Raw genomic sequence first — 23,995 nt, 5'->3', positions numbered from 1 at the left:
ATGACTTTTAATGATAAAAGTATCTTATATAGCAATCCTTTTATACATGGGTTGAGCAAAGAATGGATATTGAATGTTGAAACCAGAATGACCACTGAAGAAATGGGGGGATTTCTATTCCCAGCCACCTTAAATGATACGGAATATAATTCCTCTTATGTTTGCTCGCCTTACAACGCACTGATTACATACAGCAAAGATGAACTGTTTAAAATTAATAATAGACTGTTACGTTTATGTTTAATTCTATTAATTAATTCCATAGGTGGGCTGCTCAGGCTGGGTAAGGTTAATAAAAATTATTTTATCAATAATTTCTTATTGTCAACTAATCCCTACCCAAATTGGCATGGGGACGGAGCGAAAGAGCAATTAAAGCGTGCCATAGAGAAATATCCTCAACATGCCATCATGTATCGCTCATTAAACGAACACACCAATAATGATTTAATTGAAAATTTAAAAAAAGAAGGTTTTATCCTGGCAGCCTCACGACAGGTTTATATTTTTGATGCTAGTTTCTACGAATTCATTAATCGCAATAATACTCGAAATGATCGCCGTGCCTTGGCTAAAAGTGAATATGAGCTGGTTCTTCATGACCAAATCAGAGAATCAGATTATCCCGATATTGTAAGACTTTATAATTTATTATATTTAGAAAAATACTCTAAACATAATCCGCAATTTAGTTTAAAGCTTATAGCTTATTGGCATCAAAATCGATTATTAACCATGATGGGGCTTCGTGATAAACAAGGGGTATTACAAGGAATAGTAGGATTATTTGAAAGTGAACAAGTCATTACTGCACCACTTGTCGGATATAATACTAAATTGCCCAAATATAAATCACTCTATCGGATCCTGATTTATCTGATCCTTGATTATAGTAATAAACAAAATCGTTGCTTAAACCTAAGCTCAGGCGCGTCTCATTTCAAATTATTAAGAGGGGGCCAACCATTCATAGAATACACGGCCGCGTATATAAAACATTTACCCTTATATCGTAGAATTACCTGGAGAGCCATACAAATTTTACTCAATACAGTTTTCGTTCCGCTTCTCAAAAGGTATAAATTATGATTATAGAACGACTAAAACATCAATGGATGCCTATTACTACAGTAAAAAAAATATCAAGTAAACCACAACGATTCGTTTTGCTTGGTATCCCTATTGTAATCTATAAAATTAATAATCAAATAATAGCACTACAAGATAGATGCCCACATCGCGGTGCCCCTCTCTCATCGGGAAAGTTGGAAGGTGTATTATTACAATGCCCTTATCATGGCTGGCGTTTTAATCAATCAGGCAAATGCATTAAAATCCCTGGTCTGGAAAAAAAAATAAACCTTGCAGATAAAAACGTACCTGCTTATCCGACCCAAATTTATATGGGATTGGTCTTTGTTTGTCTCAATAAAAATGAAACAACGCTGCCGCTTTATAATATATCGGTATTGAATTCCAGGAAATATAGCTCTTATTTAATACAATTTGAATTAGAAGGGGATATTTTGAATATCATAGAAAATACCCTTGATGCTACCCATACACATTATATTCATGCAGGCCTGCTCAGACATGACAATAAAAGACAAACTATAAAAGCCAATTTAAAAGTCAATGAACACTTTGCTGAAGTTTATTATGAAGATAAACAAAAACAATCAGGCCTAATCAGTTCGCTTTTTGAAAGAAACCGAAAATCATCCGTAGGACGATTCCATTTTCCTTTAATAGTTGAACTTGAATATTATAGTAAGGAGTATTTAACGGCTTCATTTACTTTTTATCTAAGTCCCATAACCGAGAAAAAACACCGCGCATTCCTGTTAATCAGTTACAGATATCATTGGTTGACAAGTTGGGTAAAAAAACTTACGTTCCTTCCTTTTATCAAAATGGCATTAAAGCAAGATATTTCTATTTTGACAAAACAAGAAAATAATAGTATCTATTTTCCATCAGCACCATATAAATCAACCGAATTGGATTTGTTACGCCCCCATATAGAACGGATTTTTGAAAATAAAGCACAGATTTATCAAAAAACGATTTCTTTAAATATTTAGATAACGTCCCTAATTATATACCATTGTGTATGAAGCGAACCCATTATCAGACAATAAGCAAAACATTTCTCATTTTGCTCTTATAATTAAACAAGAAACCAAACACTACTAAACAACTCGAAAATGCCATCAATTTCATTAAAAAAATGTAAAAAATATTAACAATACTTGATTTTTAATGTATAAAATTTTATCATAGTGCTTGTTTGGTAAATTATTATGCTGTTTTATGAGTATTTTATTCTTAGCAAGAAAACTGGTCTCTGATTATGGGCTCATTGAGCAAGTTCGGGAAAATCAAAATCGTAATCAATTTAGTTATCGATTCTATTCTCCCAAGCCTGACTTCAATAGTTCGAATATAAACAATTTATATGGATCCCCAGGTTCAGGTGTTATTTCACAAAAAAGCACCCTTTTATACTGGTATAGAGATGGAAAAAACAGTTACATTATTGAATCAACCAATGGATTAACGAAAGACGAGCTAGATACTTTGCATCCATTACTCATGGACGACCAGCATTCCTTGACTGAAATCATTGAAGCATCTGATAACCACAATTTATCTTTAAAATGACATCCAATCCCTAGTGCTTAATTTCAGAACAACTAGCCTATAGATCATGTTCATTCTAAGGTTCTATCAGATCCATAGTGCAATTCAAGATGAGATAATTTTGTTTATAATATAGACAAAGTATGATTTTGCCCTGTAGTATGACTAAGGTAACCTGCATTAAGTCAGAAAATAAGAATTATCAATCTTTGAGTTTCACTCCAAATCTCATATAATTAAAATTTAATCTTATATTAGTGCTTAATGAAACACTCTTATTTAGTTTTATTATTCTTGGTTGCCACAATCCCATTCTGTTTGTCTGCCTGTGGGCAAAAAGGTCCTTTGTATTTACCTAAACAAGAAGCAAAAACGACTGATGATCCAAAGAGATAGAGATTACAAATGGGAATAAAATTTACCAAAATGCATGGTTTAGGCAACGATTTTATTGTACTTGATGGAATCAACCAGCCTATTCAATTAACTCCCGAACGGATCAGAGAGCTAGCCCATCGCCACACTGGAATTGGCTTTGACCAATGTTTATTATTAGAGCCTAGCCAACACGAAGGAATTGATTTTAATTACCGAATCTTTAATGCCGATGGACAAGAGGTAGGGCAATGCGGTAATGGAGCACGATGTATAGCTCTTTTCGCCAAACATTATGGTTTAACCGTAAAAAGCAAATTAACTGTAGCAACAAAAACCACACTCATGGACTTAATCATTAATGAAGATAATTCTGTAAGCGTCAATATGGGTGTGCCAAAACTAGTTCCAAGCGAAATCCCCTTTCTTAGTGATGAACAATTAGATGAGTACTCGCTTAAATTAAATAACGGTAAGTCAGTCAAGCTTCATACAATAGGGTTAGGTAACCCACATGCTGTATTATTGGTTAAAGATATAGAAACAACCCCAGTAGATAGTTTGGGACAACAGATTAGTCTTCACCAACAATTCCCAGAACAAGCCAATGTAGGATTCATGCAAATTATTAATCCTGAAAAAATCAATTTACGTGTTTACGAACGTGGTTGCGGTGAAACGATTGCCTGTGGCAGCGGCGCTGTTGCAGCAGCAGCAATAGGACGCTTATTTTACAATCTTTCTGCAAATATTACGGTTCATTTGCCGGGGGGTGATTTAAATATCTATTGGCCTGATTGCAATAATGCTATTGTATTAACGGGTCCTGCTACTTTTGTTTATGAAGCTGTACTACTTTCATAGCAAAATTCACAAAATTAAAACAACTATTGAATTTTTTTTTCAAACAGTTATTCTGAATTAATCCACACATGGGAAAGTTCCATTAAAGGAACCCTGAATATTACTTTCCCGGCCTAATGTGAATAATAGACTTCTTCAGAAACTCGCTGCAGTGAGTGAAGTGCGAGAAGAAACGGAGCGCAGAACCGGATTGTGCACGACAGTACATGAGGATTCGGGCACCGTATCGGCGAAGCAATTCATCACCGCAGTAGAGCTTCCAAAGAAGTCTAATGGACATAAAATTGATAGAAGAGTTTTGACGTATGGGTCAAGGAGGATCTGGTGGTTGATTTTGATAAGCCTATCTCAGAAAAGGAAATTCTCGCCAGCTTGTTACTTATCGCAGATTTAAAAAAACAATCATCCGATGAAACTCTGTCTTGGGAACAAGCCTTAGAATCTTTTTTTACCCTAGATAATCCAATTACTAAAACTAATGTATTAATAAAATGGCTCAGTCAATTAAATGATGATCAGCTTCAATCTTCCTTGGAAATACATCTCCTGTTGAAACATATTGCTGATCAAGGATTGCTACCTTATACCTTTAAGAAGATTCTAACTATGCGAGAAAATTTTACAACTTCACAAATCACTTGGCTTTGTGATCATTGCCTTACAGTTGCACCAGTCCAAACCATTTTATCTGATATTATCAAACTCGGCTCATGGAGCTGGCTGGAGAATCATATGAAAAAAAATGAACCATTAAATTTTGATTTATTACAAATAGCAATATTAAATAAAGATTATTTAGCCAGTATCAATAAAAGCAAAGAAAGCCAACTTGATTTTATATATGCCCTAAACGCCAATCAATTTAACCACCTTCAAATACTCGAATTGATTGCCTTAGTTCAAGACAGCCAGGTCAAGTCATTATTAATTATCTGCTTATTAAGCCAAAAAGAATATTTGGACAGTTTAAAAGATGAATCATTTTTGGTTCATTTAAATACAAATGATTTTCACTCGCCTTCTCGTCTTAATACCTTGGTTCACCAATTAGACAAAAATTGTTTGACTATGGCCCAAATTGAACTCCTCCGACCCGAAGCTTGCGCCACGTTGCTCTGTTCCATTCCTCACTTTCATCAATTATCAGAAAAACAAGTTGAAAAAATACTACTTAAATATCCTAAACCTAATATGATTGCATATTGGTTAAATCACTATTCATCTATGCCAAATTCACATTTTATTCTAGCCCATCTGATGAAATTGGTAGATGTTCATGTCGTTGATGAACTCAGTAAAATGGATGCCGTAAAAAAGGAAGCCATCATCACTAATATGATTGAGCATCTGGAATTATTTGATCCAATACATCCTCTGTTGATAAATCAAGATGAAGAAAAACGACTCATTTTTGCTATTCAGCGCTATCTTTACGGCCATCATCACGAATCTTATGTCAATTATATAAAACAATTAGTTTATAGATTATTAAATATCAATTACCAATTCTCTCCGCAAACTATGCAACTTCTTATTTCTTTAAATAACATAGAAGAATTTAGAGAGCTAAATAATAAAATTGCACATTTGACAAATTATTACTTAAGAGCGTCCGCCCAATCTGGTGATACCAGTTTATTTTATAATGATTCTCGAATAAATATTACGAGTATGACTCAGCTGGTTCAATTAGCTCCCTCATTGCCCACTAAATCAAAAGAAAAGAGTTTTTTAAGTAGTTTGCTCTGTGGTATCAAAATAGGCGACACTTCTATTGAAGAGGTTTCTACGATAAAGCCTTCCAATGATATACCGGAACACTCTTTAGTGAAGAAATTAATAGAGAACAAAAGGACTGTAAAATCCCTTGACTATTTCTTAATGCATTTTAAAGGAGACTATAAACAGCTTTCCAAAATAATTAATGATTATTTAAGTTACTACGCTCAAGAAGGTTGCACGGGAACTCACAGGCGTTCGCTTTATCATTTAGTGGTTCTTATGTCCCTTAATGATATTTCAACACCACTCAGAGAAGCGATATTTACATCTTTTTTAAATTACCCCGAATTATATGATGAGCAAATTAGCTACTCTTTACTCGTATATGATGCCAAAAGAACCATCCGTTATTTTGGTATGCAAGAAGGTGAAAATAACTATACCAAAATTATAGATTTGTGCGATTCCGCTTTAAAAAAATTAAATCCAAATAAACACAAAGAAATTGTTAGCATAGCAACAAAAGCTTTAGTAGAAGCGAAACTGGAATTAAGTTTTAGTGAAGGTTCCGGATTTATTGCTCAATTGATTAGACGACTGAAAAGATGCTGGTATTATGGCTGGACTGGTTTTTTTTCACCCAATCCACCTACATTTGTTGTTCCGATGGATAACCCGGTAAAACCGGCCGAGAATAAAGAGGAGCCCAATCTCCAGCAAAGGAAGTACTTTACTAATTATAAACCTGAAACAACTCTGGAGATTATGCTCAAGGATCTGAAATCGGGTTACACACAACAAAAACTTAATGAACTGATTGAGGCATTAAGTGTCTTTTCAATGCAAAAAAACCCTAAACATGAGCTTAAAATCCGAATGGAACTCCATCACTTATTTCATCAACTTTTGTTAGAAAGCAAAAATGATCTAATCTTAGACTCCTGGCTAGCAAAGAATCAACAATTTTTAATTAAAAACCGTTTTCGTTTATTCGAAATGTTGCTTATAAAAGATTCTCGAGCTGAAATGGAATCCTTTCTTAAGGAGATTGATGAAGACTCTACCCACTTCACTTCCATTCGTAATGAATTTACCAATGCTTTACCTGAGTTGAATCCCATTAATAGTGAACCGGTATCATCAAATAAAGTCACAGGACCAACTATTATAGATACTGCGACCGAGCTTGCCACTAACTTAAAAAACACATTACATAGTTTGGGCGGTTTCTTTTCCAGTAATATAATGTCAACCTTTTATCCAAATCGCCACACGTCGTCCCATCATACCACGTCAACTGGAATTTCGCCTTAATTTGTCTTCCGGCTGCACGCAGTCGGATTATTTTATCTATCCTAACTATAAAGCATCATTTGAGAATTCGGATTTCTTTTACTAACATGACTTTCTAAATGACTAAATTAAAAACTTTTTAAACGAAGAAATTGGGGTTTTTCGTAAGTCATGACTAAATTCAACAGATATAGTTTTTGTGTATTGACCTGACAAGAGTAATAAACCTAAAATAAAAGTATTAATTAAACTTTTGGCTAAATAATGGATGAAAGACGGCAATATTTCCGAGTAAAAAATAATGGAGAGATTCATGCCAGCTTATTTAATAATTCGCTTGATGTAGTTGATATCTCATCTAAAGGTGCTTTAGTAGTTAAAAATAACATTGATATTCCAAAAACAGGAACAGTTACATTACAAATTCATAATTTTATGATGGAACTTAGTTATGAACTTCTCCAAGTTGAAGATGAAAAATTGATTCTTCTTTTTAACAAAGAAGAAGAAATTAATAAATTATTTGTGGTGTTAAAGCGACTAAGAGACGAACGAAACAAGAAAATATAATATCAAGATTCAATCATCCTTTCTAAATCCAGAAGCACTCTGAATACCTCCGGTATTTCAAAGGTGCATTCGTCTTACAAGATACAAAAAATACGTAATCATTCATAAGCCGTGTTTAAAAATAGAGTTCATATACTGCACAGTATAGCTGGTTATTTTACGTGTCAACTATATTCGAACAAGGAAGCGGATGTATAATAACCCAGCGTGAGCAGTATATACCCATATGGTATAATTAACCGAACAAATCAGTTAAGGTTAACATTAAAAGACGCTATATTTAACAAGGGCGCCAACGACTAAGAAAATACAGCTTTTCAGGAGAGTTTCCAACGCCTATGCATCCAATTCCACTGTTCAGGATGCTTCAAAATAATCTTTTCCAAAGCCTGATTATATGCCAAGGTATTATGATATAAGGATTCTTGTGTTGTTTTATAATCTTTCCAAGAGATGGGATCATGGAACTCTAAAACATGCTTACCATTGGGCAACCTATAACTGGCTGCTGGTATTACTGGAATACCAGTATGACGAGATATTGTAGCCAGGCTTCTGTATGTACCTGCTTTTTTTCCAAAAAACTCTACTGCTATTCCATCTCTATTGACTAATGATGCATGCTGATCTAATACAAAAATTACAGCATGATTTTTTTCTAGAGCCATGCAAACTTGTTCCAGAGAGTTTTTTTTGGGAATAACATTTAAGCCTGCTTGATAGTAATTTTTAAACATAATTTGCTCAATGAACTTAAAGCGCAAGGTACGTCTAATGAAATGAAATTGCCCTTTGAATTCTTTGAAATTTAACACGCCACCCAAGGGAGCAAACTCCCAATTACCAAAATGACCAGTAACAACCAAAACACCTTTTTGCTGTGCTACGACTGCTAACATCTTTTCATGGCCAATTACTTCGACTCGATCTCGTAATTTTTTTTCACTGATAAATCTTAGTTGTATCGCTTCTTTTAAAGACGTTGCAAGATGTGAATAATAAGATTTTACTAAATGCTTCTTTTGAGACTTATTAAGTCGATTGTTATAAACTTGGTTAATATTTGAAAAAATTAATCGGCGTCTATATGGGAAAAACAAATAGATGAGGCGACCAGCTATCGTAATTGGTAATGCTTTGATTTGTTGAGCTAAACTATCCACAGGCTTTGATCACCAAACAGGCATTCATACTGGCAAACCCTCTATTGATCATCATAGCATAAGGTTTAGAATTTATGGCTCGATGCTCTCGAGTTATTGACAACCCTTCACACGCTGATGCAATTTGTTGCAAATTAGCGATACCTGGTACACACCTGGTTTCAAGAGCATAGGTGGTCAACACAGCATCCAGGATACCAGAAGCACATAGAGTATGTCCCATAGACCATTTAAATGCAGTAGCAGGAATCTCATATTGATTAAATACCGATTTAATGGCTTCGGCTTCACTATCATCTGATTTACTGTTTCCATTGCCATGTGTTACTACAAGACCTATTTCATCAGGATTCACTTCTGATGCTATCAATGTTTGTTCCATTAAGGCTGTCAAATGTTGGCCATCTGCTTCAATGGAAAATAATCCTGCTGCTTCACTGGCTGATAAACCACCAATTATCTCACCATAGCAAGCCGCTGCACGAGATTTGGCACTGGTTTCACTTTCCAAAACTAAGGCAGCCGCACCTTCAGCAAGAATAGTACCATCATGATCTTTATCAAATGGTTTCAAATGACGATGGCTCACAACACCTAATTTTTCATAATAAAATAATGCTTGAGGTTCTGTGCCTATATCATAGGCCACAACAACAGCACGCTCAGCTTGCCCGCTACGAATGGCATGATATGCCTCTAAAAGAGCTTGCGTGCCACCTACAGCATGATTCGTCACATTATGATTTGGACCTTTAAAACCGTAAGTTATTCCTGTATAAGCAAGAACATTGTTAGGCAAAATCCTTAATAGCCACATTGGATGTACTTCATCAAACAACTGACCTCCAAAACTACGCATATCTCCATGAGTCTTAGCGAGCAAAGGTAAAAAGTCATATTGTTGAAAGTACTTATTCCCTGGAGAACCAACATAAACTGCTGTTTGCTCATTAAATAAATCAGCGTTATCAAGACTATCCCTATGAGCAATCATTTTGCTATGCTCTACGGCTTGCACTGCTGCATTAATCCCCATTGCATCCTGCCGGGAAATCACTTTTATCAATTTTCTATCAGGTAACATCTTGGCGGGTTGAAAATCCTTGATTTCCCCACCTAAACGATGTGACCATTTGGACAAGTCCCAATAATTAATCGCGTCAATTGCGCATTGACCTGCCAGTACGGTATTCCAAGTTTCATCGGCTGTAGCACCAGAAGCAGTTAAGGCACTGCGACCTGTGATAAATACTCTATTAGCTTGACTCATTTATCTGCCTCTTCAAATTCTGGATGCTTAAATAACAAACAGCTATTGGAACCTCCAAAACCAAATGAATTAGATAATACTACCCCTAACGATTTTTCACGAGGTCCATCAACAACATAATCCAAATCACATTCAGGATCAGGATTTGCTAAATTTGCTGTTTTAGGAATTTGTGCTTGCTCTATTGACTTAACAGACAGCACCGCTTCAAGAGCACCAGCAGCGGCAATTAAGTGACCGGTTTGGCTCTTGGTGGAACTGACGGGTAAATTTGCAGTTCTCTCTCCAAACACAACCTTGATTGCATTGGTTTCGCTCAAATCATTCATTTTGGTTGATGTACCGTGTGCGTTAATATAATCCACATCTCGTGGTTGCACTCCTGCATCCACAAGTGCTCGTTCAATTGCCTGGATAGCACCATCACCATTTGGGTGTGAATCGGTAATCCGATAGGAACTCAAAGAATTTCCTTCTCCAGCTAATTCAGCATAAATTCTTGCTCCACGTGCTTTTGCTTTACTCCATTCTTCAAGAATCAAAAATGCAGCACCCTCTCCTAATACAAAACCATTACGTGTTGCATCAAAAGGTCTACTCGCTGTTTGCGGAGTATCATTATAAGTTGATAGAGCTCCTAAAAGACAAAAGCTTGATAAACCCAATGGATTAATCATAGAATCAAATCCACCAGCCAACATGTAATCTGCTTCGCCTCGGCGAATAACCTGCATGGCCAACCCTAATGCTTGACCACCCGAAGCACAAGCCGTATGAACTGAAGAGGCATAACCAGTAATTCCATAATGCTGTATTAACAAAGACAGACCAGAGTTTGAGGTGGTTTTGCCAAAATCAACTAACTTATAAAAATCCCTTGTATTGGCTTGCAACTTTCCCCAATCAATCTCACCATCTTCAGCACAAGTTTGTTGAAAACGTTGCAAATAGTCAAACTCAGAAGTCATCATTCCACTGCCAGTGACTATTCCCCAACGTGCTGATGTCTGTTTGGTAGGTAATATAGAAGCGTCCTCAAAAGCCTGGCGCGCGGCCTCCAAAGCAAAATGAGTAAATGACATGGCAAAGCGGGTATGTTTACCAGACAAAGACACATCAGGTGCGAAATTCTTTACTTCCGCTGCAATATATGCAGGAAAAGCACTGGCATCAAATTGTTTAATCACATCAACTCCGGAATGCCCTGCAATTAAAGTATTCCAAGTAGTGGACACATCATTCCCTAGCGGTGAAACAGCTCCTAAACCTGTAATAGCAACTCGTCGTTTCATAATCTCATTAACCCTTGGAGATAAGCACTACATCGACAACACAAACCCTCTTGCCATCAACCTCACACCTATATGACAGTATTAGCTCTTGTTCAGTCTGTTGCTTAACTTTGACATGGCAAATAACTACATCTCCAGGCTGAACAAACTCATTCATTTTAATTTTTCGTAATTCACTCACTTGATAGGCCTTATCATACCCTGCTCTAGCAATAAATTTCTTAGCTAAATTCAATTGGCATTCCAAAAGTACAGTCATCGGCAAAACTGGTTTGTTAGGAAAATGATCCGGGAAATACGATGCCGCACGAGTTATCCTTTTTTCAGCCATCATGCTTACACCAGGTTCATATGCAAGGATTCTATCAAATTGCATGGAAGAGTTAATACGTTCATAATCAGATCGAATCTCTTCTTTCAAAATATCCAAATTCGTATTAGCAGAAACAGAAAACCAATCACCTGGTCGGTAAATCTCTAAATACTGCTGTCTGATCTCATCTGATCCAATAAAATCTGCCATAGGCAGCAAAGGGCCTAAAGCACCTTCAATAGTAAAAACAACATCATTACCTACTTTCGCAATGCTATGATATTGAACTGCCCTATCATCAAGTGCGTCAATATTTGATTCAAGCAATAGCGTTTCACCAACATAAGCTGGACGATGCAGCCGTGCACTGGAAACCACGCCGGCTACTGGCCTTAAGGTAAATTTATTGTGCTGCATCACATTCCATGCAGCCAATTGCCCTAGTGTTTCACCAATTAAAGAAGGCATAAAACAAAGCCTTCCTTGGTCATCAACGGTTAAGTACGCATCGTCTCTTGTTATATGCTTTATCCCCTTAATCCATTCACCGGGAGACAATTGCATAATGCGATCAACAAATAAAAACCGCATCAGGCCACAATTTCCGCTGTTTGCTGGTGTGCTATTGCTGAAATAACCAACTTACAAAAGGTTTCAACGGTAAACAACATGGGTATCTCATTAACTTTCATGTCTGTTTTAAAACGATCTGAAGGGACTTCACTCAAATAATTTTTCAAGGCTTGCAATCCCAAGGTTGTTAAAACACCACCTTTCTCAAACTCATCTTCAGCCAACTCACCACGTGCATTTTTTTCCAGCTGGCCTCTTGGAATTTTAATTTTAAACTCTTTTTCCAACTGAAAAACTAAATCCAGAAAATCTATGGATTCCGCTCCCAAGTCTTCAATCAAGCTACTGTTTAGGGAAACTTCATCTTCATCAATCACTAATACATCAGCAACAATTTCCCTAACCTTAGGGTAAACTTCAGCTACATTCATATTTTATCCTCTGAACCAACAAAGCTCTTGCAAAGCTTGAAATTATATCACAAAAATTATTTTTATCATCTACTAGCCAACCTGACTATAGCCGGCATCAACATATAGGGTATGAGCATTAATCATCGCTGCTTCAGGCAAGCAAAGCAAATAGATAGCATTGGCTACATCTCCCGGTGTTAACGGTCTGTCCGCCAAAGCATGGGCCTGATATTCATCCAGAAGCTGTTCTCTGTTGGGAAAATGCTTCAAAGCATCCGTATCAACTACCCCCGCAGAAACTGTATTCACAGTAATACCATAACTGGCCAATTCAAGACTAAGCGAACGAACCAAAGCCTCTAGTGCTGCTTTGGAAGCACCAATAAAAGCATAATTTGGAATTGCCCTTGACGCACCAAGGCTAGATAAAGCAATAACCCTGCTATGCTTTGGCATCAAATCAAGACCTTCGGTAACTAAATGGTTCAATGCTAAAGCATTCGTCTCTAAACACCAGCGCCAATGTTTAGTTGACATTTTCAAAGCGGGTTTAAGTACCCCACTCGCAGCATTACTAACTAAAAAATTTAAATGATTAAAATGTTCCCTGAATTGAACAAACATTCCTTTTACAGATTGATGATCAGCCACATCAGCCTGTAGAGCAATTGCTTTTCTGCCTAAATTATTAATTTCATTAACCAAGCTTAATGCCTCATCTGAGCTATTATAATAAACGATAGCAATATCACAGCCAGCATGTGCCAACTTTAATGCAGTTGCTTTTCCTATTCCACGAGCACCACCAGTGATTAACCCCACCTTTCCTGAAAATACAAACGAAGTCATACAATAACCCTATAGTATAAAATGTCATCAAACTACCGATAATCTGTTATGCTGTCAATGGTTATATACCATTCTATAAATCTGAATTTCACAATTTATCTTGTTTCCAAAGCACTAACTTTGTACCATCTGCACACCACATTATTTAAGTTTGCAATGAATGAAGTATTCCTGGAACAAAACTGTTTTTCCTATTGCAGCGATATTCTCTTTTCGCTTATTAGGGTTATTTTTACTTATCCCGGTTTTCACCCTCTATGCAGGTCACCTAAATGGATCGACCCCGACATTAATTGGTTTTGCCCTAGGTAGTTATGGATTAACTCAGGGATTGCTGCAAATTCCCTTTGGTATGCTCTCGGATAAAATAGGTAGAAAGCCCATGATCACCGTAGGTTTATTGCTATTTGCCAGTGGAAGTTTATTAGGGGCAGTAACTGATTCAATCAATGGTATGATAATAGCTAGAATACTCCAAGGTGCAGGTGCTATAGGTAGTGTATTAATCGCTCTTCTTGCCGATTTAACCCTGGAGGAGCATCGCACCAAAGCAATGGCGGTAATAGGCCTGACGATTGGGACATCTTTTAGCCTTGCTATGATAATCAGCCCAGCCATAACACACTACTATGGACTGTCAGGGATATTCTATCTCACCACAATTTTAGCTATTTTGGGCATTATCCTGCTTTATCTAATTATCCCTAATCCCGTTAAAGAAAAATTTCATGCGGATAGCGAAGCTAATCTATCATTGATTAAGCCCGTAATACATAACCTACATCTGCAGCGTCTTAATTTTGGGATTTTTTGTCAACATTTTATTCTTACCTCAACTTTCTTTTCTATACCAATGCTCCTGAAATACCAGGTTGAGAATGGACAGTTAGATCAACAGTGGCATTTCTACTTACCACTAATGTTATTCTCATTTGTGTTAATGATACCGTTTATAATTATTTCAGAGAGAAAAAAACTCTTAAAGGCTGTATTCATTATATCTGTTATGCTCACCTCATTAACACAAGGCCTACTTGCATGGACTTCGCAGAATTGGTATTGGTTATGCCTATTAATGTTTATTTATTTCGTTTCTTTTAATGTATTGGAAGCGACATTACCTTCTTTAGTATCAAAGCAGGCCAGCCCTAATACCAAAGGCACGGCAATGGGTATCTATTCGACCAGCCAATTCTTAGGAATTTTCTTTGGGGGTTCGCTAGCCGGTGTCCTATATCAGTGGCACAATAATCAAGCCATTTTTTTAATTAACATGCTCTTAGGTTGCATATGGCTTATTATTTCGTTGAGCATGAAACCAAATGTCTACTTTTCTACCCTAGTTCTGCGCTACACGGCAGAGAATCAGCAACCAAACTTGATTGTTAAAAAACTCTTAAAACTTCCCGGTGTTAAGGAAATAGCGTTAGTTGAAGAAGAGCTGATACTTTATATTCGAATAGATAATGAACAATACTTGCCTGGCAGCGCCGAAAAAATTATCTATCAGTCTAAATTAGGTTGATAAATTCATTCTCATTTGATTGCTACGAAATAATTCTTAAATTGGGTATAATGTCAAACTAACTTTCGCATACAGGAGATCATTTCGATGGCAAGAGGAATAAATAAAGTCATACTTGTGGGTAATGTAGGTGCCGATCCCGAGGTACGCTATTTACCCAATGGAAACGCTGTTACAACTCTTTCTGTTGCCACCAGTGAAACATGGAAGGATAAAACTACTGGTGAAAAACAAGATAGAACCGAATGGCATCGTGTCGTTTGCTTTAATCGCTTAGGCGAAATAGCAGGTGAATATATTCGTAAAGGCTCCAAACTTTACGTTGAGGGAAGTCTGAGGACAAGAAAATGGCAAGATCAACAGGGCCAGGACAGATACACAACTGAAATCATTGCTACTGATATTCAAATGCTTGATAGCAAAGGGAGTAGCTCGACTGGCTATGAAGATATGCCTCAAGTTCAAGCATCTGCAGCTCCTCAGAAAAGCTCAGCAAAATATCAAACAAACCAAGCCTCTACTGCACAAGATGCCTTTGATGAACTGGACGATGATATACCCTTTTGAATGATAAACAAAAAGCCCGCATTATGCGGGCTTTTCAAAGAAGATAAAACTAACCTGTACTATTCTTCAGTTTCATCACTGACAACAGGCCTATCCATTAATTCAACAATGGCCATAGGAGCATTATCACCATCTCTATATCCGCACTTAATAATACGAATATATCCGCCAGGTCGTTTTTCAAAACGTGGACCTAAATCAGTAAATAATTTACCTACAGCTGATTTAGATCGTAAAATATTAAAAGCACGTCGACGTGATGCTACTGAATCAGATTTACTTACAGTAATTAAAGGTTCAATATATCGACGTAAATCTTTCGCTTTTGGCAAAGTTGTTTTAATTAACTCATGCTCAATTAAAGAACAACACATGTTAGAAAACATAGCCTTGCGGTGGCTGCTTGTACGGCTAAAACTACGGCCTGAATTACGATGACGCATAACAAAAACTCCTAAATATTACTCGCCAAGGTTTGCTGGCGGCCAATTCTCAAGTTTCATTCCCAGCGATAATGATCGTGATGCCAAAACATCCTTAATCTCGGTTAATGACTTCTTACCAAGATTAGGAGTTTTTAATAACTCACTTTCCGTTCTTTGAACTAAATCGCCTATATAATGAATATTTTCAGCTTTCAAACAATTAGCTGATCGAACAGTTAACTCTAGATCATCCACTGAACGCAACAAAACAGGATCAAAATCATTACGTTCTTTGTTATCAGTACGTGATTCCTCAAACTTCATATCAACAAATGCATGAAGTTGTCTCTGCAATATGCTAGCGGAGATTCTTATTGCTTCCTCTGCATCGATAGTGCCATTCGTTTCCAATTCAATAGTGAGTTTATCCAAATCCGTTCTATTTTCTACACGAGCACTATCAACAAAGTATGCTACTTTTTTTACTGGTGAAAAGCTGTTATCAATTTTTAGCTTACCAACAGTCTTTTTCTCAATTTCATCATCATGATACCGAACAAAGGCATCAGTGTTATGAAACCCAATTCCTCTTTCAACTTTAAGGGTCATGTTTAACTTACCCTTTTCATTTAAGTTGGCAATGACAAGTTCAGGATTAATAACTTCCTGACCATGAGTCAGTTGTATATCTCCTGCTGTAATTTGGCAAGGACCTTCTTTATTAAGAGTAACTTGTGCTTCATTTCCAACAGTTAATTTGACAGCAACTGATTTAAGGTTAAGCAACAAATCAACTACATCTTCCTGTACCCCTTCGATAGTACTATATTCATGCAAAACGCCATCGATCGAGGCTTCAGTAATAGCACTACCAGGCATGGATGACAATAAGATTCTTCTCAAAGCATTGCCGAGGGTGTGACCAAAACCTCGCTCCAAAGGCTCTAGAACTATTCTAGCTTTATAGGGCGATTCAGCCTGTACCTTAAGAACCTTGGGCGTCAACATTTCATTGATTTCAGTATACATTCAGCTATCTCTCCGAGCTTACTTAGAGTAAAGTTCTACAACAAGGTTTACGTTGTAGTCTGACGATAAATCAGTTAACGTTGGAGCTGTAGAAAATGTGCCTTTAAAAGAGGCGTTATCTACAGTAATCCAATCACATGGAGCTCGCTGTTCGGATAAAGCTAATGCAGCTTGAATGCGACCTTGGTTTTTAGCTTTTTGCCGAACTGATACAGTGTCCCCAGGATTAACCAGAAAGGAAGGAACGTTAACCACTTTATCATTTACGAGTATTGCCTTATGCGCAACCAGCTGTCTAGCTTCAGCACGCGTGCTAGCAAACCCCATACGGTAAACAACATTATCAAGACGTCTTTCTAAAAGAGCCATAAGGTTTTCACCCGTTGAACCCTTTTGTCTAGCAGCTTTTTTGTAATAGTTACTAAATTGCTTTTCAAGAATTCCATACAGTCTTCTAATCTTTTGCTTCTCTCTAAGCTGTATTCCATAACTATTCAAACGTGGCTTTTTATCACCATGTTGTCCAGGCAACTTTTCAGATTTACACTTGGACTTATGATCACGAACACCACTTTTAAGTAATAAATCACAACCTTCACGACGTGATAATTTACATTTAGGACCAAGATATCTAGCCATTAATTACTCCTGAGTCTTACACACGACGTTTTTTAGGCGGTTTACAACCATTATGCGGTATGCCTGTAACATCGGTAATTTCAACAATTTTAAAATCCTGGGTTATTAATTCACGAATAGTGGACTCTCGGCCAGGACCAGGACCATGTACAAAAACTGCAACAGATTTCATACCATATTCTTTAGCAACGGCAGCAGCTCGCTCAGTTGCAACTTGCGCAGCATAAGGAGTACTTTTTCTAGAACCTCTGAATCCAGAGCCACCAGAAGTTGCCCAACATAATGCGTTACCCTGTCTATCTGTAAAGGTAACTATAGTATTATTGAATGATGCATGTATATGCACTATGCCATCAGACACTACTCGTTTTACCTTTTTTCGTGTTTTTTGCTGCTTTGACTTTGTTATTGCCATCTTTTATTTTCCTACATGAAAAATCAACTACTAGTGCCTTTTCTACGGCCTTTTCTGGTACGAGCATTAGTCTTCGTACGCTGCCCGCGCAACGGCAATCCTCTTCTGTGCCTTAATCCTCTATAGCAACCCAAATCCATTAATCTTTTGATATTCATTGTTACCACACGACGAAGATCACCTTCTACAGTAATTTTTGCAATTTCAGTTCTCAATGCCTCTAGCTGAGTATCTGATAATTGAGAAACTTTAACTGAAGGATCTATATCAACTGATTTACATAATTTTAATGATGTTGTTTTACCAATACCATAAATTGCTGTTAAAGCGATTACCACATGTTTATGATCAGGTATGTTAACTCCTGCAATACGAGCCATTAGTTTCTCCGAACGTTATTTTGTTCTGTCGAAAGGGACAGAAGGATACTATTTTAATAAAATAAAATCAAGCAGATATTATTAACCTTGCTTTTGTTTATGTCGGGCATCCTTACAAATTACTCGTATAGTGCCACTTCTTTTTATTATTTTACAATTGCGACAAATTCGCTTTACTGATGCTCTTACTTTCATTCCTAACTCCGATATAATCATAGTAGACCAGGTAATTTAGTACCTCTAAAATTAGCCTTTTTTAACAAAGAATCATATTGCTGGGTCATTAAATGAGCTTGTACCTGAGCTACAAAATCCATAATAACAACAACTATAATCAGCAACGATGTTCCACCAAAATAAAACGGAACATGCCATGTATACATTAGAATTTGTGGTAACAAACATACTAAGACTAAATAAAGCGCTCCCACCAAAGTTAATCGAGTCATAACTGAATCAATATACTTAGTCGTTTGTTCCCCTGGACGAATTCCAGGAATATATGCACCAGACTTTTTCAGGTTATCTGCTGTGTCCTTAGGATTAAATACTAAGGCCGCATAAAAAAATGCAAAAAACAATATCGCTGCAGCATACACAATCAAATATAAAGGCTGGCCGGGTGATAACGCCATTCCAATATCAGACAACCAACCCAAACCCTTAGTTTGTGAAAAAAATTGGGCTAAAGTTGCCGGCAACAATATAATGCTAGATGCAAATATTGGTGGAATCACACCAGACATATTTATTTTTAATGGTAGATGACTAGTTTGCGCTGCATATACCTTTCTACCTTGCGTTCTCTGTGCATAGTTAACACGAATTCGTCGCTGAGCACGTTCCATAAATACGACAAATCCTGTGACTACAACTACTACCACTGCAATTATAACTAAAGTCAAGGCTTGCATCTGTCCTTCCTTAACTTGCTGAAGAACAGACCCAATAGCATTCGGCATACTGGAAACTATACCTGAAAAAATGATTAATGAAATACCATTACCAACACCCTTTTCAGTAATTTGTTCACCTAACCACATTAAAAACATCGTACCCGTAACCAAAGTTACAACTGCAGTAAAATAAAATGAAAAATCTGGCTGCAGAGCAATTTGTTGGCTTGCGAGCCATCTAGCCATACCCATAGATTGAAATATAGACAAAACTAGCGTTAAGTATCTGGTATACTGATTTATTTTTCTGCGACCAGACTCACCTTCTTTCTTTAATTGTTCAAGCTTTGGAGAAACCACAGAGAACAACTGTATGATGATTGACGCAGAAATATAGGGCATAATACCAATTGCAAACACCGTCACACGCGACAATGCACCACCAGAAAACATATTAAACAACCCAAATATTGTATTTTGTTGTTCACTAAAGAAATTAGCTAATTTCGTAGGGTCCAAACCTGGGACAGGTATATGAGCCCCTAATCTATAAATTAATATTCCCAAAACAACAAACATCAACCTTGATTTTAGTTCGGCTAATCCACCACGTGATTTATTTCCGTTATGCTTTTGGTTTTTCATAGTCACTCTTCTATACTGCCACCCAGACCCTCAATAGCTAAACGAGCTCCCTTGGTGACTCTTAGACCTTTAAGCTTAACAGCTGATGTTAACTCACCGGATAAAATTATCTTTACAGCCTTAATCGAGTTATTAATTAACCCAGCTTTGCGTAAAACTGATAAATCGATTACTTCATCCTTCAATTTAGCTAGTTCACCCAAGCTTACTTCATCAATAGTACGTCCTACCCTAGACTTAAAGCCCATTTTAGGTAAACGTCTTTGAATAGGCATTTGTCCGCCTTCAAAATTAATCTTATGATAACCACCAGCTCGTGACTTCTGTCCTTTATGACCTTTACCACATGTTTTACCCAGCCCAGATCCGATGCCTCTACCTACACGTTTTTTTGGTGGCCTAGAACCTAGATCAGGTGATAGTGAATTTAAATTCATTATGCACTCTCCTCAACCAGCAACAGGTAATTAATTGCATTTACAAGGCCACGAATTGCAGGTGTATCACTATGGATTACACTTGAATTTGTTTTGCCTAAACCCAGTTGCTTGGCTATAGCGATATGTTTTGGTTTTCTACCTATTGTACTTTTAACCAAAGTTATTTTAATCTTTTTTCCCATAATTAGCCTGCCATTACTTCGTCAACGGTTTTACCACGCTTGGCTGCAACATAGTCAGGTGTACCAATATGAGTTAATGCACCAATAGTTGCACGAACAATATTACTTGGATTGGTTGAACCAATACTTTTTGCAAGAATATTTTGCACACCTAAAACTTCCAGCACAGCACGCATAGCGCCACCAGCAATAATTCCAGTACCTTCACTTGCTGGCTTCATAAATATCTTAGATGCACCATAATTCCATGTAATCTCGTGGAATATTGTAGTACCAGAAAGAGGAATATAAACCATATTCTTTTTAGCCTGATCCATAGCCTTTTGAATTGCTATTGGAACTTCCCTAGCTTTACCTCTTCCAAACCCAACTTTACCCTTTCCGTCACCTACAACAACCAAAACGGCAAATCCAAAAACTCGTCCACCTTTCACAACCTTAGCCGTACGAGTTACCGATACCAATTTTTCTTGGTATCCATCTGACTTGGGTAATTCATCGAATGACATAATCGTTCCTTAAAAATCTAAACCGGCTTCGCGAGCACCTTCTGCTAGTGCTTTAACTCTGCCGTGATATTTATAACCTGCTCGGTCAAATGCAACCTGAGTAATACCATTTTCTTTGGCTCGTTTACCTAATAATTGACCAACCAAATTGGCTTGCTCAACTTTATTTTTACCGGACAAACTTGCTCTTAATTCCTTATCGATAGTTGAAGATACAACTAATACTTTGTCACCAAGTTGATCTGACTTAACAATTTGCGAATAAATATGAGTACCACTTCTATAAACAACTAATCTTGATCGGCCTGACTTTCGAATTAAGGCTTTAGCTTTTAATCCACGTCTGTTTCTAGCGTTATGCTTATTCATAGTTTACACCCTATTTCTTTTTCGCTTCTTTTCGAGCAATTTGCTCTCCAGCATACTTAACACCTTTTCCTTTGTAGGGTTCAGGTGGTCTAAATGCTCTAATTTCAGAAGCTACTTGCCCTAGAATTTGTTTATCAACACCTTTCAGTAAAATGGTTGTATTACTGGGAGTTTCTACTGTAACACCTTTCGGAAGACTATATTCAATCGAATGTGAATAACCCAGAGATAAACTAATGGATTTATCTTTAGACTGTGCTCTATACCCCACACCAACTAATTCTAAAGTTATTGTAAACCCCTCAGTTACTCCATGAACCATATTTCTTACCAAAGCTCTTGCTGTACCAGCTTGAGCCCAGCCAGTTGGATCATTAGAGGCAGGTGAAAACTCTAATTTGTTAGATTCTTTACTATGTTTAATATTAACTAACTTATTTATTTTTTGAGTTAGTGTTCCCTTTGGCCCTTTTACTGTCACAACTCCATCAACAAATGTTACATCAACATTTGGGGAATGCACTACTGGGGCCTTTGCTACTCTAGACATATCATTCCTCGCAAGTATTAAGCCACTTCACAAATGACTTCGCCACCAACACCTTTTAGTTTTGCTGATACATGGGTCATTATACCTTTTGACGTAGATAGAATTGCTACGCCAAATCCAGGAATAGAAGTTAAATCTTTATAAGACTTATATACCCTTAAACCTGGACGGCTAATCCGCTTTATAAGTTCAATCACAGGTCTTCCGTGATAGTACTTAAGCTTTAAAGTAATGGATTTCAACCCATTAGGTAATGCTTCTATAAAATAATCTTCTATATAACCTTCTTCCTTTAAAACTCGAGCTATTTCTTCTTTTAATTTAGAAGACACTAATGTTACTTGCTGATGTTTCGCTTGTTGACCATTTCTAATTCTAGTCAGCATATCAGCAATTGGATCATGCATACTCACAATTCTTCTCCAATCAAAATAATTTACCAGCTTGATTTTCTACCACCAGGTATATTGCCAACCATAAGCTGTTGTCTTAAACAAATTCTGCAAAGATTAAACTTGCGATAAACTGCGTGTGGTCTTCCACATTGCTTGCATCGAGTAACATAGCGAACAGGATTTGAGTTGACTGGTAACTTTGCAAGTTTTGCCTGACTATCCATTATTACTTGGAAATCATCAGATGATTTAATCAATTTTTTTAATTCGTTTCTGCGTTGTCTGTGTTTTTCGACCAGTTTTGCACGCCTTAACTCTCGCATCAGCATTGATTTTTTAGCCACAATTTCACCCTTTTATTTTCTATCTTTGTCTTTCAGTGGAAGATTAAACGCTTCTAACAAAGCCTTAGCCTCTTCATTTGTTTTAGCACTTGTTGTAATACAGATATCCAATCCTCGTATTCCATCCGTTTTATCATAATCAATTTCAGGAAACACAATTTGTTCATGTATTCCCATACTATAGTTACCAGTACCATCAAAAGATTTTGGGTTTAAACCACGAAAATCTCTTACACGTGGTAACGTAATAGAAATTAATCTATCCAGAAACTCATACATACGTTCCTTTCTCAGTGTCACCTTACATCCTATTGGCCAACCTTCTCTTATTTTAAATCCTGCAATTGATTTTTTTGCCTTAGTAATCACTGGCTTCTGGCCGGAAATCAAAGTCATATCTTCAATTGCATGATTCATAACCTTTTTGTCGCCAACAGCTTCACCAACACCCATATTCAGAGTTATTTTAAGAATCTTTGGCACTTCCATAACACTTGAATAGTTGAACCGTTTCATCATCATTGTGACGACGTCTTTTTTGTAAAATTCTTTAAGTCTCGCCATTTCAATCACCTAATTATATACGGTCAATTATTTCATTGTTAGATTTATAGTATCTAACTTTTTTGCTTACACCATTATTATCAAGATATTTAAAGCCTATTTTATCAGCTTTTTTTGTAATGGGATTATAGTGAGCAACGTTTGAAATATGTAATGGAGCTTCGAGTGTAATTATACCGCCCTTATTTTCGGGTTTTTGTGGGTTAGGTTTAATGTGCTTCTTAATTAGGTTACCACCTTCCACAACAACGGCTTCATCAGTTACTCTTAGAACTTTACCTATATGACCTTTACTTTTTCCGGCAATTATTATTACTTCATCGCCTGATTTAATACGTTTCATATCTAATCCTTCTCACAAAACCTCAGCAGCCAGAGATATTATCTTCATAAACCTTTCTCTTAACTCCCGAGTAACCGGGCCAAATATACGTGTACCAATTGGCTCGTTTTGGTTGTTTAAAAGAACTGCTGCATTATCATCAAAGCGAATCAGTGAACCATCATCTCTTCTTACACCTTGAGCTGTTCTTACAACAACCGCTCTCATTACAGCACCCTTTTTTACTTTACTTCTTGGTATAGCATCTTTTACGCTTACTTTAATTACATCACCTACACGGGCATACCGTCTGTGTGATCCACCAAGTACTTTAATACACATTACCTTACGTGCCCCGCTGTTATCAGCAACTTCAAGCACTGTCTGCATTTGGATCATTTTTTTCTCCAGATCTAATTTCGACCAGAAAAAGGCTGCTGATTATATCAGGCCTTTTAG

The 23,995-nt window shown here is 36.8% G+C and carries 32 protein-coding genes; 9 read left to right on the top strand and 23 right to left on the bottom strand.

The annotated features are described in order from the left end of the window. The 7 genes from ACZ5EK_RS01945 (at position 1) to ACZ5EK_RS01915 (ending at position 7,467) form a co-directional block, all read left to right on the top strand. Complete coding sequence (locus tag ACZ5EK_RS01945; RefSeq protein ID WP_464431122.1) at positions 1-1,089, top strand: hypothetical protein; 1,089 nt, start codon at positions 1-3, stop codon at positions 1,087-1,089. Continuing rightward, positions 1,086-2,084 (top strand): Rieske 2Fe-2S domain-containing protein, encoded by a 999-nt coding sequence (locus tag ACZ5EK_RS01940; RefSeq protein ID WP_464431120.1) that lies wholly within the window; start codon positions 1,086-1,088, stop codon positions 2,082-2,084. Before ACZ5EK_RS01945 ends, ACZ5EK_RS01940 begins: the two co-directional genes overlap by 4 nt. 229 nt (positions 2,085-2,313) lie before the next feature. Then, on the top strand, positions 2,314-2,664 hold the full coding sequence (locus ACZ5EK_RS01935; RefSeq protein ID WP_464431119.1) for a hypothetical protein: 351 nt from the start codon (positions 2,314-2,316) through the stop codon (positions 2,662-2,664). Between the two features lie 243 nt (positions 2,665-2,907). Beyond that, positions 2,908-3,039: an LPS translocon maturation chaperone LptM gene (lptM, locus tag ACZ5EK_RS01930; protein WP_464431117.1), complete on the top strand. Its 132-nt coding sequence runs from the start codon at positions 2,908-2,910 to the stop codon at positions 3,037-3,039. A 9-nt stretch (positions 3,040-3,048) separates the two neighbouring features. After that, the gene (gene dapF, locus ACZ5EK_RS01925; protein WP_464431116.1) at positions 3,049-3,882 is read left to right on the top strand and encodes a diaminopimelate epimerase; all 834 of its coding nucleotides are present in this window, start codon (positions 3,049-3,051) and stop codon (positions 3,880-3,882) included. Between the two features lie 324 nt (positions 3,883-4,206). Beyond that, entirely contained in the window at positions 4,207-6,918 is a 2,712-nt protein-coding gene (locus ACZ5EK_RS01920; RefSeq protein ID WP_464431115.1) for a lpg0365 family Dot/Icm T4SS effector, read from the top strand. 243 nt (positions 6,919-7,161) lie between these two features. Continuing rightward, entirely contained in the window at positions 7,162-7,467 is a 306-nt protein-coding gene (locus ACZ5EK_RS01915) for a PilZ domain-containing protein (RefSeq protein ID WP_464431113.1), read from the top strand. Positions 7,468-7,784: 317 nt separating this feature from the next. On the opposite strand, the gene ACZ5EK_RS01910 is transcribed toward ACZ5EK_RS01915, so the two are convergent. The 6 genes from ACZ5EK_RS01910 to fabL form a co-directional block, all read right to left on the bottom strand. Further along, entirely contained in the window at positions 7,785-8,630 is an 846-nt protein-coding gene (locus ACZ5EK_RS01910) for a lysophospholipid acyltransferase family protein (protein ID WP_464431111.1), read from the bottom strand. Then, complete coding sequence (locus ACZ5EK_RS01905) at positions 8,623-9,900, bottom strand: beta-ketoacyl-[acyl-carrier-protein] synthase family protein (protein ID WP_464431109.1); 1,278 nt, start codon at positions 9,898-9,900, stop codon at positions 8,623-8,625. Before ACZ5EK_RS01905 ends, ACZ5EK_RS01910 begins: the two co-directional genes overlap by 8 nt. After that, positions 9,897-11,192 carry a beta-ketoacyl-[acyl-carrier-protein] synthase family protein gene (locus ACZ5EK_RS01900; protein WP_464431107.1) on the bottom strand — a complete coding sequence of 432 codons (1,296 nt, stop codon included), beginning with the start codon at positions 11,190-11,192 and terminating at the stop codon, positions 9,897-9,899. Before ACZ5EK_RS01900 ends, ACZ5EK_RS01905 begins: the two co-directional genes overlap by 4 nt. Before the next feature lie 7 nt (positions 11,193-11,199). Continuing rightward, complete coding sequence (locus ACZ5EK_RS01895) at positions 11,200-12,096, bottom strand: 3-hydroxyacyl-ACP dehydratase FabZ family protein (RefSeq protein WP_464431105.1); 897 nt, start codon at positions 12,094-12,096, stop codon at positions 11,200-11,202. Then, entirely contained in the window at positions 12,096-12,509 is a 414-nt protein-coding gene (locus ACZ5EK_RS01890; protein WP_464431104.1) for an acyl carrier protein, read from the bottom strand. The genes ACZ5EK_RS01895 and ACZ5EK_RS01890 overlap by 1 nt, the downstream gene beginning before the upstream one ends. Before the next feature lie 72 nt (positions 12,510-12,581). Continuing rightward, positions 12,582-13,340 carry an enoyl-[acyl-carrier-protein] reductase FabL gene (gene fabL / locus ACZ5EK_RS01885; protein ID WP_464431102.1) on the bottom strand — a complete coding sequence of 253 codons (759 nt, stop codon included), beginning with the start codon at positions 13,338-13,340 and terminating at the stop codon, positions 12,582-12,584. 160 nt (positions 13,341-13,500) lie between these two features. Here fabL and ACZ5EK_RS01880 point away from each other — a divergent pair, with 160 nt between their 5' ends. Next, positions 13,501-14,865 carry an MFS transporter gene (locus tag ACZ5EK_RS01880; RefSeq protein ID WP_464431100.1) on the top strand — a complete coding sequence of 455 codons (1,365 nt, stop codon included), beginning with the start codon at positions 13,501-13,503 and terminating at the stop codon, positions 14,863-14,865. Positions 14,866-14,952: 87 nt separating this feature from the next. Continuing rightward, entirely contained in the window at positions 14,953-15,432 is a 480-nt protein-coding gene (gene ssb / locus ACZ5EK_RS01875; protein WP_464431099.1) for a single-stranded DNA-binding protein, read from the top strand. A 59-nt stretch (positions 15,433-15,491) separates the two neighbouring features. Here ssb and rplQ read toward each other — a convergent pair whose 3' ends face one another. The 17 genes from rplQ to rplN all read right to left on the bottom strand — a co-directional run bounded on the left by rplQ (position 15,492) and on the right by rplN (position 23,935). Then, complete coding sequence (gene rplQ / locus ACZ5EK_RS01870) at positions 15,492-15,875, bottom strand: 50S ribosomal protein L17 (RefSeq protein ID WP_464431097.1); 384 nt, start codon at positions 15,873-15,875, stop codon at positions 15,492-15,494. An 18-nt stretch (positions 15,876-15,893) separates the two neighbouring features. Next, positions 15,894-16,886 carry a DNA-directed RNA polymerase subunit alpha gene (locus ACZ5EK_RS01865; protein ID WP_464431095.1) on the bottom strand — a complete coding sequence of 331 codons (993 nt, stop codon included), beginning with the start codon at positions 16,884-16,886 and terminating at the stop codon, positions 15,894-15,896. An 18-nt stretch (positions 16,887-16,904) separates the two neighbouring features. Then, on the bottom strand, positions 16,905-17,525 hold the full coding sequence (gene rpsD / locus ACZ5EK_RS01860) for a 30S ribosomal protein S4 (RefSeq protein WP_464426240.1): 621 nt from the start codon (positions 17,523-17,525) through the stop codon (positions 16,905-16,907). 16 nt (positions 17,526-17,541) lie between these two features. Then, the gene (gene rpsK, locus ACZ5EK_RS01855) at positions 17,542-17,940 is read right to left on the bottom strand and encodes a 30S ribosomal protein S11 (RefSeq protein WP_010946101.1); all 399 of its coding nucleotides are present in this window, start codon (positions 17,938-17,940) and stop codon (positions 17,542-17,544) included. Between the two features lie 23 nt (positions 17,941-17,963). Continuing rightward, positions 17,964-18,320 carry a 30S ribosomal protein S13 gene (rpsM, locus tag ACZ5EK_RS01850; RefSeq protein ID WP_464426239.1) on the bottom strand — a complete coding sequence of 119 codons (357 nt, stop codon included), beginning with the start codon at positions 18,318-18,320 and terminating at the stop codon, positions 17,964-17,966. An 81-nt stretch (positions 18,321-18,401) separates the two neighbouring features. Next, a complete protein-coding gene (rpmJ, locus tag ACZ5EK_RS01845) occupies positions 18,402-18,515 on the bottom strand; it encodes a 50S ribosomal protein L36 (protein WP_010946099.1) in 114 nt (37 codons plus the stop codon). 17 nt (positions 18,516-18,532) lie between these two features. Then, entirely contained in the window at positions 18,533-19,861 is a 1,329-nt protein-coding gene (gene secY, locus ACZ5EK_RS01840) for a preprotein translocase subunit SecY (RefSeq protein ID WP_464431093.1), read from the bottom strand. A 2-nt stretch (positions 19,862-19,863) separates the two neighbouring features. Next, positions 19,864-20,298 (bottom strand): 50S ribosomal protein L15, encoded by a 435-nt coding sequence (gene rplO / locus ACZ5EK_RS01835; RefSeq protein WP_464431091.1) that lies wholly within the window; start codon positions 20,296-20,298, stop codon positions 19,864-19,866. After that, entirely contained in the window at positions 20,298-20,483 is a 186-nt protein-coding gene (rpmD, locus tag ACZ5EK_RS01830; RefSeq protein WP_464431089.1) for a 50S ribosomal protein L30, read from the bottom strand. Before rpmD ends, rplO begins: the two co-directional genes overlap by 1 nt. Positions 20,484-20,485: 2 nt before the next feature. Further along, a complete protein-coding gene (gene rpsE, locus ACZ5EK_RS01825; RefSeq protein ID WP_464431087.1) occupies positions 20,486-20,992 on the bottom strand; it encodes a 30S ribosomal protein S5 in 507 nt (168 codons plus the stop codon). Between the two features lie 9 nt (positions 20,993-21,001). Further along, a complete protein-coding gene (rplR, locus tag ACZ5EK_RS01820; RefSeq protein ID WP_464426234.1) occupies positions 21,002-21,361 on the bottom strand; it encodes a 50S ribosomal protein L18 in 360 nt (119 codons plus the stop codon). 10 nt (positions 21,362-21,371) lie between these two features. After that, the gene (gene rplF / locus ACZ5EK_RS01815; RefSeq protein WP_464431086.1) at positions 21,372-21,911 is read right to left on the bottom strand and encodes a 50S ribosomal protein L6; all 540 of its coding nucleotides are present in this window, start codon (positions 21,909-21,911) and stop codon (positions 21,372-21,374) included. 17 nt (positions 21,912-21,928) lie between these two features. Beyond that, positions 21,929-22,318: a 30S ribosomal protein S8 gene (gene rpsH, locus ACZ5EK_RS01810; RefSeq protein WP_464427626.1), complete on the bottom strand. Its 390-nt coding sequence runs from the start codon at positions 22,316-22,318 to the stop codon at positions 21,929-21,931. Positions 22,319-22,347: 29 nt separating this feature from the next. After that, positions 22,348-22,650 carry a 30S ribosomal protein S14 gene (rpsN, locus tag ACZ5EK_RS01805; RefSeq protein ID WP_464426232.1) on the bottom strand — a complete coding sequence of 101 codons (303 nt, stop codon included), beginning with the start codon at positions 22,648-22,650 and terminating at the stop codon, positions 22,348-22,350. A 12-nt stretch (positions 22,651-22,662) separates the two neighbouring features. After that, positions 22,663-23,214, bottom strand: a complete 552-nt coding sequence (gene rplE / locus ACZ5EK_RS01800; protein ID WP_464426231.1) for a 50S ribosomal protein L5 — start codon at positions 23,212-23,214, stop codon at positions 22,663-22,665. 13 nt (positions 23,215-23,227) lie between these two features. Beyond that, positions 23,228-23,557 carry a 50S ribosomal protein L24 gene (gene rplX, locus ACZ5EK_RS01795; RefSeq protein ID WP_464431085.1) on the bottom strand — a complete coding sequence of 110 codons (330 nt, stop codon included), beginning with the start codon at positions 23,555-23,557 and terminating at the stop codon, positions 23,228-23,230. A 12-nt stretch (positions 23,558-23,569) separates the two neighbouring features. Then, positions 23,570-23,935: a 50S ribosomal protein L14 gene (rplN, locus tag ACZ5EK_RS01790; protein ID WP_010946088.1), complete on the bottom strand. Its 366-nt coding sequence runs from the start codon at positions 23,933-23,935 to the stop codon at positions 23,570-23,572. Positions 23,936-23,995: the final 60 nt, after the last annotated feature.

Source organism: Legionella sp. JM-2024, from assembly GCF_055389095.1.
The sequence above is the reverse complement of the archived record's forward strand: the minus strand, read 5'-3'. Positions and strand labels throughout refer to the sequence as shown.